The 11,313-nt window shown below is 73.3% G+C and carries 12 protein-coding genes; 6 read left to right on the top strand and 6 right to left on the bottom strand.

Annotation, left to right across the window (positions count from 1 at the left end):
• The 5 genes from DY240_RS03585 to DY240_RS03565 form a co-directional block, all read right to left on the bottom strand.
• The coding region (locus DY240_RS03585; RefSeq protein WP_119658594.1) for a DUF222 domain-containing protein at nt 1-1,294 on the bottom strand (1,294 nt) is incomplete at its 3' end.
• Nucleotides 1,295-1,421: 127 nt separating this feature from the next.
• Nucleotides 1,422-2,468, bottom strand: a complete 1,047-nt coding sequence (gene ligD / locus DY240_RS03580; protein WP_119658593.1) for a non-homologous end-joining DNA ligase — start codon at nt 2,466-2,468, stop codon at nt 1,422-1,424.
• Nucleotides 2,465-3,037, bottom strand: coding sequence for a hypothetical protein (locus DY240_RS03575; RefSeq protein ID WP_119658592.1), 573 nt, complete (start codon nt 3,035-3,037; stop codon nt 2,465-2,467). Before DY240_RS03575 ends, ligD begins: the two co-directional genes overlap by 4 nt.
• Nucleotides 3,038-3,167: 130 nt before the next feature.
• The gene (locus DY240_RS03570; protein WP_119658591.1) at nt 3,168-4,232 is read right to left on the bottom strand and encodes an ATP-dependent DNA ligase; all 1,065 of its coding nucleotides are present in this window, start codon (nt 4,230-4,232) and stop codon (nt 3,168-3,170) included.
• A gap of 32 nt (nt 4,233-4,264) precedes the next feature.
• The gene (locus tag DY240_RS03565; RefSeq protein ID WP_199700756.1) at nt 4,265-4,954 is read right to left on the bottom strand and encodes a dihydrofolate reductase family protein; all 690 of its coding nucleotides are present in this window, start codon (nt 4,952-4,954) and stop codon (nt 4,265-4,267) included.
• Between the two features lie 15 nt (nt 4,955-4,969).
• Here DY240_RS03565 and zapE point away from each other — a divergent pair, with 15 nt between their 5' ends.
• The 4 genes from zapE to DY240_RS03545 all read left to right on the top strand — a co-directional run bounded on the left by zapE (nt 4,970) and on the right by DY240_RS03545 (nt 7,415).
• Complete coding sequence (zapE, locus tag DY240_RS03560; protein ID WP_407659269.1) at nt 4,970-6,025, top strand: cell division protein ZapE; 1,056 nt, start codon at nt 4,970-4,972, stop codon at nt 6,023-6,025.
• A gap of 76 nt (nt 6,026-6,101) precedes the next feature.
• Nucleotides 6,102-6,662 carry a DJ-1/PfpI family protein gene (locus tag DY240_RS03555; protein ID WP_119658590.1) on the top strand — a complete coding sequence of 187 codons (561 nt, stop codon included), beginning with the start codon at nt 6,102-6,104 and terminating at the stop codon, nt 6,660-6,662.
• 59 nt (nt 6,663-6,721) lie between these two features.
• Complete coding sequence (locus tag DY240_RS03550; RefSeq protein WP_119658589.1) at nt 6,722-7,000, top strand: ribbon-helix-helix protein, CopG family; 279 nt, start codon at nt 6,722-6,724, stop codon at nt 6,998-7,000.
• Nucleotides 6,993-7,415: a type II toxin-antitoxin system VapC family toxin gene (locus DY240_RS03545; protein ID WP_199700754.1), complete on the top strand. Its 423-nt coding sequence runs from the start codon at nt 6,993-6,995 to the stop codon at nt 7,413-7,415. The genes DY240_RS03550 and DY240_RS03545 overlap by 8 nt, the downstream gene beginning before the upstream one ends.
• 9 nt (nt 7,416-7,424) lie before the next feature.
• On the opposite strand, the gene DY240_RS03540 is transcribed toward DY240_RS03545, so the two are convergent.
• Nucleotides 7,425-9,734, bottom strand: a complete 2,310-nt coding sequence (locus DY240_RS03540) for a HelD family protein (RefSeq protein ID WP_233552592.1) — start codon at nt 9,732-9,734, stop codon at nt 7,425-7,427.
• Nucleotides 9,735-9,777: 43 nt separating this feature from the next.
• Between DY240_RS03540 and DY240_RS03535 the strand changes: the two genes are divergently transcribed.
• Together DY240_RS03535 and DY240_RS03530 are read left to right on the top strand one after the other, a co-directional pair.
• Nucleotides 9,778-10,620 carry a PPK2 family polyphosphate kinase gene (locus tag DY240_RS03535; protein ID WP_119658587.1) on the top strand — a complete coding sequence of 281 codons (843 nt, stop codon included), beginning with the start codon at nt 9,778-9,780 and terminating at the stop codon, nt 10,618-10,620.
• A 153-nt stretch (nt 10,621-10,773) separates the two neighbouring features.
• Nucleotides 10,774-11,196, top strand: a complete 423-nt coding sequence (locus tag DY240_RS03530; RefSeq protein ID WP_119658586.1) for a DUF6220 domain-containing protein — start codon at nt 10,774-10,776, stop codon at nt 11,194-11,196.
• The last annotated feature ends 117 nt before the right edge of the window (nt 11,197-11,313 follow it).

The following is an 11,313-nucleotide window of genomic DNA, read 5'->3' as shown; positions in this document are numbered from 1 at the left end:
CCGCTGCCGGCGCCGACGCGCGGCTCGTGTCGGCGCGACCGGCCGGTGCGGCCGCCGGCGACGGGCGGCTGGTGTCGCCGCGGCTGCGGGCACCGCTGGAGCCGGGCTCGCGGTGAGAGCGGCCGGATCGGGCTTGATCACCGCGAGCGTCCGCCGGGCCTTCGCCACCGAGGTCACGGGCGCCCAAGCCGTCGCCGTCGCCGTCGCTGTCGGGTCGTGCTCCGCCGTGGCCGCCGCTGTCGTCGCCGTCGTCCGGGGCGTCGTCGTCGTCGCTGTCGTCGTCCGGGGCGCGGTCGTCGTCGTGGTCGCGGGTGGCGGGGTCGGGGTGGGGCGGGTCGGTGAGGGGGTGGGTGAGGATGTGGTCGATGATCTGGTCTTCGGTGAGCTGGTCGAGGGTGCCGTCGAGCATGCCGAGGTAGAGGTCGACGCGGATGTGGTCGATGGGGCGGGTGTCGCCGGCGTGTTTGCAGGCCCGGGCCAGGGTGTGGATGCGGTCGCAGGCGGCGGCCGCCCGGTCGAGGGGCAGGTCCAGCCCGTGCACGTTCGCGGTGCCGTCGTCGTTGCGGGACCCCTCGATCCGCCGGCCGCGCACGGCGGCGCGGTAGCGGCGTTCGGCCCAGCCGGGGTCGATGGCGATGGCGGCGCGTTTGATCTGGTCGATCAGCGCGCCGACGAGCAGCCCGGGCGCGGCCGGGAGCAGGGTGGTGATCACCTGGGCGGCGTGGTCGTCGTGCAGGCCGATGGTCCACTGGATGAACGCGCGCGCTCGGGGCTCGTCGAGCCGGCCGGCGTGCATCGCCTCGCCCAGCATGGGCAGCCGTTCGAAGAGTTGCCAGGCGAACTCGAACGTGGTGTCCGCGCGGCGGCGCGACCACGTCAGCGCGGCCCGGGCCTCTTCGGCGGCGAACTCGCCCGGGCTGGCCAGCCGGGCCACGGTGTCGCCGCTGCCGGGCCGGCGCATCCCGGTCTCCAGCAGGGCGCGCAGGAACACCGCCTGGGCGTGGCACAGCTGCCGGTAGGCCGCGCTCATCACGTCGACGGTGTCGTGACCGTTCACCCGCTGGACCGGGACCCGCGCCAGTGCCGCACCCAGCCGGGGGCCGGGCGGCATCGACGCGAACCCGGCCGGCAGCGGCACGGGATCGATGGACCGTTCCCGACCGCTGCCGCCGTCTCCGGCCAGGAACCCGGCCAGCGCCTCGTCGAGCCGCCGCGCCGCCGGATCGTCGTCGGGCACCAGCCGGACGTGCTCCACGGCCCGGAGGCCGGCGCCACCGGTCGACGATGGGACCATGCGCGGCCTCCCTTCAAGGCTTCAGACGACCCGTATCAGTGCATGCAGATAGCTTATTTCGAACACGGGAGCGACGCAACTCGACGCCTCCGGGCGGCGCGGCAGGACGGGTCCGGAGCGGCCTTCGTCAGTCGAAGGTCGCCCGCCGCGACGGCTGGACCCGCAGCGGCTCGCCGGGCATCTTGGGGTACTCCGGCGGGTACGGCAGGTCGCCCAGGCCGTGGTCCTTCTCGTCGCGGGCGGCCAGCTCGAGCAGCGGCTCCAGCGAGTACGCGACGTCGGCGACGCCGGCATGGAGGTCGCCGACCTCGGCGAACCGGGCCGGCATGGTCGTGATGTCGAAGTCCTCGGGCCGGGCGTCGTCGATCTCGTCCCAGGACAGCGGGGCCGACACCGTCGCCCGCGGCCTGGGCCGGACGGAGTACGCCGACGCGATGGTGCGGTCGCGCGCCATCTGGTTGAAGTCGATGAAGATGCGCTCGCCCCGCTCTTCCTTCCACCAGTCGACGGTGACCTGCTGGGGCATGCGCCGGTTGAGCTCGCGGCCGAACGCGATGACGGCGCGGCGGGCCTGGACGAAGTCCCACTCGGGCCGCACGGGGACGTAAAGGTGCATGCCGCGGCCGCCGGAGGTCTTCGGGAAGCCGTCCATGCCGAGCTCGCGCAGCAGCGCCCGCGCCTCGTGCGCCACCTTGACGGCGTCGGCGTAGTCGGTGCCGGGCTGCGGGTCGAGGTCGATGCGCAGCTGGTCGGGGTGGTCGGCGTCGGGCCGGCGGACCGGCCACGGGTGGAACGTCAGCGTGCCGAGGTTCGCCGCCCACGCGACGACCGCGATCTCCGTCGGGCAGACCTCGTCGGCGGTGCGGCCGCTGGGGAACGCGACCGTCGCGGTCTCGACGTAGTCGGGTGCGCCCTTGGGGATACGCTTCTGGTAGAACGCGTCGCCGCGGTTGTCCTGCCGCGTGGACAGCTTGGCGCCCTCGAACACGCCGCCCGGCCAGCGCTCCAGCGTCGTCGGCCGCTCGCGCAGCGCGCCGAGGATGCCGTCGCCGACGGCGAGGAAGTACTGCACGACGTCGAGCTTGGTGAGGCCGCGCTCGGGGAAGTAGACCTTGCTCGGGCTGGACACCCGGACCTGACGGCCGCCGACCGTCAGCTCGATGGCTTCCCTCATGCCGTGCCCGTGCCGTTGTCGGCGGCGCGGCGCTCGCGTTCCGCGGCGTGCTCGGCCTCGACCTCGGACTCCCAGTCGGGCTCGCCGCGGGCCAGCAGGTGCAGCACCGGCACCTTGAGCCGGCGCCGGGCGCGGGCGGTCCAGTCGACGTGGAACAGCTCGGCGATGACGTGCGGGCGGGTGAGGATGATGATCTCGGCGGCACCGCACTCCTGCGACAGCGCGCACAGGCGGTCGAGCGGGTCGGTCGCGGTGACCTCGCCGCCGGCCTGGGCGCCGGCCTTGGCGAACGCCTCCAGCGACTGGGCCAGCGAGCGTTTGCTGGCGGCGCGGATCTCCTCGTGCACCCGCTCGAGGTCGGCCTCGTCGACGTACATGGCGGCCGTGCCCATGACCTCACTGGCGGCGAGCGACCCGATGGTCGACTCGACGCGGCTGGCGGCGTCCTCGACCGGGATCAGCACGTGATAGCGGACCGGTTCAGGTGTGTCGGCATGCAGCGCCACGATCTGGCGCGCGTCCCAGTCGGCAACGGGCTCTTCCACGAGCACCACGATGTTGTACGACATGGCCCACCTCCCAGGGTCGGCACCGGGCCCGGCGTCGGTAAGTTCCGGCACCATACAGGGCTCGTCTCCATTCTGGCTCAGAGGCCGCAGCCTAGGCGAGTCGCCGGCCGGGAGCGGTACGAACGACGGTTCAGCGCAGGACGTCGGCGAGGTCGAACTTGACCGGCTCTTCCAGCTGCGCGTAGGTGCACGACGACGGGTCGCGGTCGGGCCGCCAGCGGACGAACTGCGCGGTGTGACGGAACCGGACGCCCTCCATGTGGTCGTAGCGCACTTCGACGACCCGCTCGGGGCGGAGGGGAACGAACGAGAGGTCTTTGCCGGCGCTCCAGCGGCTGTACTCGGCGTTGCGCGGCGTGCGGGTGCCCGCCTCCTGCTTGGCCCAGGACCAGGGGTGGTCGTCGAACGACGTGACCAGCGGCTGCAGCTCTTCGAAGAGCTCCTGGCGGCGCGTCATCGGGAACGCCCCGATGACGCCGACACTGGCCAGCACGCCGTCGTCGTCGTAGAGCCCGAGCAGCAGCGAGCCGATGCGGTCGGGACCGCTCTTGTGCACGCGGTAGCCGGCGACGACGCAGTCGGCCGTGCGCTCGTGCTTGATCTTGAACATCACCCGCTTGTCGGGCTCGTAGACGCCGTCCTGCGGCTTGGCGATGACGCCGTCGAGCCCGGCGCCCTCGAACTGGTGGAACCACTGCTCGGCCAGCGCCTTGTCGGTGGTGGCGGAGGTGACGTGGATGGGCGCCCGCGCCGCGGCGAACGCCTCGACGAGGGCGGCGCGGCGCTCGCGGAACGGCCGCTGGGTGTAGTCGTCGTCGCCGAGGGCGAGTAGGTCGAACGCGACGAACGTGGCGGGCGTCGTCTCGGAGAGCATGGTCACCCGGCTGGTGGCGGGGTGGATGCGCTGCTGCAGCAGCTCGAAGTCGAGGCGGTCGCCGGACGCGCCGACCAGCACGATCTCGCCGTCGACGACGGCGCGCGGCGGGAAGTTCGCCTTCACGGCCGCGACCAGCTCGGGGAAGTACCTGGTCATCGGCTTCTCGTTGCGGCTGCCGATCTCGACCTCGGCGCCGTCGCGGAAGATGATGGAGCGGAAGCCGTCCCACTTGGGCTCGAAGCTGAGGTCGCCGTCGGGGATCGCCTTGACCGGCTTGGCCAGCATGGGCGCTACGGGCGGCAGAACCGGGAGTCGCATGGGCCCAGTCTGTACCACGCCGCCGACAATGCTCAGCCTCGGCGCGCCACCCAGCGGGTGAACAGCGTCGACTCGTCCTCGATGAGGTGGCCGAGCGTCCAGTCGCTCTCCAGGGGCAACGGCGTCTCCAGCAGCCGGGCCGAGTGCCCGCCGACCATCCGCGGCGTCAGCGTGTAGCAGAGCTCGTCGAGCGCCTCGGCGGCGACGATGTGGGCGAGCAGGTGCGCGCCGCCCTCGCAGAGCTGCCTGGTCAGGCCGCGGTCGGCCAGGGCCTGCCGGGCGGCGGCGACGTCGAGCTCGTCGCCGCCGGCCAGGATGACGTCGGCGACGGCGGCCAGCCGGGCGCGGCGGTCGGCGGGCGCGGACTCCAGGGTGATGACGATGGTGCGGTGCGTCGCCTCGGCGAACAGCGGCGCCTCCGGATCGAACTGCAGGGACCGGCTGACGACGGCGATCGGGCGGTCGACGGGTCCGTACCGCTCCGCCCGCACCGTCCCGGCGCCGGCGATGATGACGTCGCAGAGCCGGCGCAGCAGCGACAGCACCACGCGGTCGGGCGGGCTGGACACCGTCCGGGAGCGTCCGTCGTGTCCCTGGGTGGCGCCGTCGAGGCTGGTGACCATGTTGGCCCGCAGCCAGCTCGCGTCGCCGGCCAGCGGGGGGTAGGCGTAAGCCGCCTCGAGGTCGGCGGGGCCGTCGGCGGGCGGATACAGCTGCTGCACGAAGAGAACCCTACGATTGCCGTCGTGCCCACCCGCCTCGCCGAGCGTCGTCCGGACGTGCCGGCGTCGCGGCTCGTCGCCGACATGGTGCCGCCGCCGCGGTTCCGCGACGTCAGCTTCGACAGCTACCGCGCCGACCCCGCGGTCCCCAGCCAGGCCGCCGCGGTGAGCGCCGCGCGGGCGTTCGCCACCGCCGTCGGTGACGGTGACGGCGCGGGCGGGCGGCGCCGCGGGTGGTTCCGGCGCGCGGCGTCGGACGCGTCCGCGCCGGGTGAGGGGATCTACCTGGACGGCGGCTTCGGGGTCGGCAAGACGCACCTGCTGGCATCGCTGTGGCACGCCGCGCTGGTACCGCCGGAGCGGAAGCTGTTCTGCACGTTCGTCGAACTCACCAACCTCGCCGGCGCCCTGGGCTTCGCCGCGACCGTCGAGGCACTGTCGGCCCACCGGCTGGTGTGCGTCGACGAGTTCGAGCTGGACGACCCCGGCGACACCGTGCTGGTGTCGACGCTGCTCGGCCGGCTGTCCGAGCGCGGCGTCCGGCTGGCCGCCACCAGCAACACGCTGCCCGACCAGCTCGGCGAGGGCCGGTTCGCGGCGACGGACTTCCTGCGCGAGATCCAGCGGCTGGCCGAGCGGTTCACCGTCGTCCGCGTCGACGGCGAGGACTACCGGCACCGCGGGCTGCCGTCGGCGCCGCCGCCGGTGCCGGACGCGCTGGTCGCCGCGTCCGCCGAGGGCGAGGGCGTCACCCTCGACGACTTCGACGCGCTGGTGGCGCACCTGGCCACCGTCCACCCGTCGCGGTACGGACCGCTGCTCGACGGCGTCCGCCGCGTCCACCTGCGCGGCGTGCGCACCGTCGACGACCAGTCGACCGCGCTGCGGCTCGTCGTGCTCGCCGACCGCCTCTACGACCGCGACCTGCCCGTCGTCGCCGGCGGCGTACCGCTGGACCGGCTGTTCACTCCGGAGCTGCTCGCGGGCGGGTATCGCAAGAAGTACTTCCGGGCGGTGTCGCGCCTGACGGCGTTGAGCCGCGACGGAGCGGCCTCTCTCGGATCGCGATAAGAGCACTGGCCGCGGCGGCCGGCGCGGGCGGAGACTGACGTCGTGCAGAGTCCGTCGCGACGAGGAGGTCCGACCCATGCCCAAGGTGCTCATCCTGACCGGTGACGCGGCCGAGGATCTGGAGTTCTTCTACCCGTACCAGCGGCTGCTCGAGGAGGGCTACGAGGTCGACGTCGCCGCGCCGTCGGTGAAGAAGCTGCAGTTCGTCGTCCACGACTTCGTCGACGGGTTCGACACGTACACCGAGAAGCCCGGCCACAGCTGGCCCGCCGACATCGCGTTCTCCGACGTGAACGTCGACGACTACGTCGCGGTCGTGGTGCCCGGCGGCCGCGCGCCCGAGTACATCCGCAACGACCCCGACGCCCAGCGCATCGTCAAGCATTTCATGGACGGCGGCGCCCCGACGGCCGCCCTGTGCCACGGCCCGCTGCTGCTGGCGGCGGCGAAGACGCTGGACGGACGGCGCTCGTCGGCCTACCCCGCGTTGGCGGTGGACGTCGAGACCGCCGGCGGCACCTTCGTCGACGGCGCCGGCGTGGTGGACGGCAACCTGGTGACCGGCCGTGCCTGGCCCGACCACCCGCAGTGGTTCGGCGCCTTCATGGAGCAGCTGCGCAAGGTCGCCCCGGCCTGACGGGTCGGGCCCCTGGATGGCGCGGTGACATATTTATGTCACCGCGCTATGCTTGGCGTATGCGGACGACGGTGCGCCTCGACGAAGACCTGATGCGTCAGGTCAAGGAGTACGCCGCGCGCAAGAACCAGACCATCACGTCAGTCCTGGAGGACGGCTTGCGCCAGCTGCTAGAACGCGACCGCCGCGACGTCGACGGCCCACGCGCCGATCTCATCGTCTTCACCGGCGACGGGCTACACGTCGGCATCGATCTGGACGACCGCTCCACCTGGGCCGAGCTGGCCGAGGCGGAGGACGCCGAGCACTTCCAGGGCGTCGATCGTGTTGATGCCTGACGTCAACATCCTGGTCTACGCCCACCGCGGCGAGTTGCCGCAGCATCCGCCCCACCGCGATTGGCTGCGGCGCCTCCTCAACGGCATGGAGAGCTACGCGGTCAGCGACGCCGTGCTCAACGGCTTCCTCCGGCTGGTGACGAACCGAAGGGTGTTCAAGACGCCGACTCCGCTGGACGATGCGCTGCGCTTCGCCGACACGTTCCGGCACCGTCCGCAGGCCATCGTTGTCGCGCCAGGGCCCCGGCATTGGCCGATCTTCGATCGGCTCTGCCGGGACACCGGGGCGATGGGCCGGGATCTCCCCGACGCTCACCTCGCGGCGCTGGCCATCGAGCACGGATGCGAGTTCGTCACCGCCGACAAGGGCTTCACGCGCTTCCCGGGCTTGCGCACCCGCGCCGTCGTCGGCTGAGTCGAGGCGTCAGGCGAGCATGGGCGGCAGCGGCTCGGCGTGCACCAGCACCAGCCGCTGCGTCGGCCGGGTGACGGCGACGTAGAGGTCGGTGGCGCCGCGCACCGACTCGGCCAGCAGCTCGGCCGGCTCGACCACGACGACGGTGTCGAACTCGAGGCCCTTCGCCTGGCCGGCCGTGAGCACCGCGACGGGCGCGTCCAGCGCGTCCGCCGTCGAGGCGCGCGACACCGCGACCGGCAGTGCGGCGGCGAGTCCGGCGTGCACCTCGTCGAGCCTGGCCGCCGGCACGAGCACCGCCAGCCGCCCGGCGCCGAGGTCGGCGAGCTCGGCCGAGACCTCCGTCGCCAGCTGCTCGACGAGGTCCAGCGACGACCACACCGGCACCGTCCGCGGCGGCTCGCCGGTGGAGCGCACCGACGTGGGTGGCTCGAGTGCGGGGTCGATGGCGTGCAGCACCCGTGCCGCGAGGTCCATCACCTCGCTCGGCGTGCGGTAGTTGACCGTCAGCGTCTCCTGGCGCCACCGCCCGGGCACGTGCGGTTCCAGCACGTCGGCCCACGACCGCGCGCCTGCCGCGGCCCCCGTCTGGGCGATGTCGCCGACCACCGTCATGGAGCGGCCGGGCGCCCGGCGCATGACCATGCGCCACGCCATCGGCGACAGCTCCTGCGCCTCGTCGACGATGACATGCCCGAACGCCCACGAGCGGTCCAGCCCGGCGCGCTCGGCGACGCTGCGGCGGGTCTCGCCGCCGCGATACCGCGACGCGACCAGCTCGGGGTCGACCGGAATCTCCAGCTCCAGCTCGTCGAGCAGGTCGCGGGCGTACTGAATCTCCGCCTCCTCGCGCTGCCGGGCCAGCCGGGCCGCCTCGTCGGGGTCGTCGACCTCGCCGAGCAGCTCCGCCGCCTCGTCCAGCAGTGGCACGTCCGCCGTCGTCCACTCGGCGCCGTGCGGCCGCGCCAGCAGCGACCGCTCGGCCGCCGTCAGGTCGCCGCCGGCCGAGGCGAGCAGCGCCGGCGACGCGAACAGCTCGCCGAGCAGCCGCTGCGGCGTCAGCGCCGGCCAGAGCTCGTCGACGAGGGCGGCGACGCTCGGCTCGGCGGCGAGGTCGGCGCGGATCTCGGCGAGGTCGTCCTCGTCGAGCGACTCGCCCAGCACGCGCGCCTGCTCGCCGGCGAGGTGGTCGAGCAGCTCGCGGACGAAGATGCGGCGGGCGACGTTGTGCGGCTTGCGGGCGCGGCGCGCGCGGGTGCGTGCGGCCCGGACGGCGGACGGGGCCAGCGTCAGCTCGACGCGGTCGACCTTCAGCTCGACCGGGCCGTCGAGGAGCCGCTGCCGGTCGCGGACGGCGACGGCGATGACGTCGGCCATACGGGGGTCGCCCTTGACGACGGCGACCTCGGCGGCGTCGTCACCGGCCGCCTCGACGCCGGGGAACAGCTCGCCCACCGTGGCGAGCACGACGCCGGTCTCGCCCAGCGACGGCAGCACCTGGTCGATGTAGTGCAGGAACGTGCGGTTCGGCCCGACCACCAGCACGCCGCTGGAGCCCAGGCGGTCGCGGTGGGTGTAGAGGAGGTACGCCGCTCGGTGCAGGGCCGCGACCGTCTTGCCGGTGCCCGGCCCGCCCTGCACGACCAGCACCCCGGCCAGCGGCGAGCGGATGATGCGGTCCTGCTCGGCCTGGATGGTGGCGACGATGTCGGACATGCGGCCGGTGCGGTGCTCGGTCAGCGCCGCCAGGAGCGCCGCCTCGCCGCGCAGCGTGCCCTGGCCGCCGGCCGGCATGGCGTCGAGGTCGAACACCTCGTCGTCGACGGCGAGCACCTTGCGCAGCCGGGTGAGGATGTGCCGGCGGCGGACGAGGTCGCCGGGGTCGGCGGCGGTGGCGCGGTAGAACGGCTCGGCGGCCGGCGCCCGCCAGTCGACCAGCAGCTGCTCGTAGTCGTCGTCGGTCAGCCCCATGCGGCCGATGTAGCTGGTGTGGCCGTCGCGGAAGTCGAGCCGGCCGAAGCACAGCCCGCGGTCGACCGAGCCGAGCCGCTCGAGCCGTTCGACGTCGCGGGCGACGAACGCCTCGCGGTCCCACACCGACGCGTGGGTGCCGCCGTGCTCGCGGTAGAGGGTCGCCAGCCGGGCCGTCAGCCGCGCCTTGAGCTCGTCGAGCCGCTCGTACAGGTGGGTGATGTACGGCTGCTCCTCGTCGACGGCGTCGTCGTGAGCGGTCGCCGGCCGGGTGGCCGCGTCGTACTTCTCGGCGTCGATGTCGTTCCCTTTCCGAAGCCGTTCGGTCCCAGCCGACCGAATCGTCAATTGTAGCGGCCCCCGCCCCTGGCCAGTCCGTTACGCTGAGTCGATGACCCAGCCGTCGTGGTCGTCGCTGCTGCGCCTCCCGCCCGGACCGGTCGAGCTCGCGTCGTTCGACACCCGCGCCACCCCCGGCTTCGACGGCAAGAAGGCCGAGGGGGAGGCCGCCCTGCACGAGCTCGGCCCGGTCATCTCCGACCTGCAGGAGCGGCTGTTCGCGGCCGGCCGCAGCGGCGGCGACCAGCGGCTGCTGCTGGTGCTGCAGGGCATGGACACCTCCGGCAAGGGCGGCACCATGCGCCACGCCGTCGGCCTGATGGACCCGCAGGGCGTCAGCATCCGGGCGTTCAAGGCGCCGACGGCGGCCGAGCGACGCCGCGGCTTCCTCTGGCGCATTCGCCAGGCACTGCCCGGCCCCGGCCAGGTCGGCGTGTTCGACCGCAGCCACTACGAGGACGTGCTCGCCGCGCGGGTGCGCAAGCTGGTGCGGCCGGCGGTCGTCGAGGGCCGGTACGACGCCATCAACGACTTCGAGCACGAGCTCGTCGACGCCGGCTGCGTCGTCGTCAAGGTCATGCTGCACATCTCCGCCGACGAGCAGAAGGAGCGGCTGGCCGAACGGCTGGAGAACCCGGCGAAGTACTGGAAGTACAACCCCGGCGACATCGACGACCGCCGGCTGTGGCCGGACTTCCAGCGCGCCTACGAGATCGTGCTGGAGCGCTGCAACACCGAGGCCGCGCCGTGGTATCTCGTGCCCGCCGACCGCAAGTGGTACCGCAACCTCGCGGTGACGCAGCTGCTCATCGAGCACCTGGCCGCGCTGAAGCTCGACTGGCCGCCGGCCGACTTCGACGTCGAGGCCGAGAAGGCACGCCTCGACGCGTCCTGACCGCCGGTGTACGCCCCCGGGAGTACATGACGGGCGGCGGGCCTACGCGGATCTGCGTAGGCGGTGCCGTTCAGGAGCGGACGACCCCGCGCCCGCCGGGGCGAATGATCGTCCCCGGGGCCGGCGGAGGAGCCGGCCCGGAGGGAGCGGGTCATGCGGAAGGTCTACCTCGGCTTCGCGGTGCTCATACTGGCGGCGGTCGTGGTGCAGTTCTATCTGGCGGCGGTCGGCGCGTTCGACACCGCGCCCAACGACGAGGCGTTCGACGCTCACGCGATCTTCGGCTCGATCCTGTTGCTGCTCGCGGTGGTGGCGACGATCGTGGCGGCGCTCGCCAGGGTCGGTGGCCGGCTGATCGGGATGACCGCCGGCATCGCCGGGCTGGTGCTGCTGCAGAGCCTGATCCGGGTGCTCGCCGACGCGTTCAACGAGTCCGGCGACACCTCGACGACGGCCGGCACGCTGGTGTTCGGGCTGCACGCGCTGAACGGACTGGCGATCATGGGCCTGAGCGGGCGGGTGCTCGCGGACGCTCGCCGGCTGGCGCGGGGCGAGCGGCCCGCCGTCGCGGCGTGAGCACCGGGGCGCTGGTCGTCCTCGACCACGTCGTCGCGGTCCTGACGGCCGCGCTCTGGCTGGCCGCGGGCGCCGTGGCAGCGGCCGGCCGCGTCCGCGTGGCGGCGGGGCTGGCCG

Source organism: Jiangella rhizosphaerae, from assembly GCF_003579925.1.
Taxonomy (GTDB): domain Bacteria; phylum Actinomycetota; class Actinomycetes; order Jiangellales; family Jiangellaceae; genus Jiangella; species Jiangella rhizosphaerae.
Note: the sequence above shows the minus strand (reverse complement) of the source record. Positions and strands in the feature narration are given on the sequence as shown.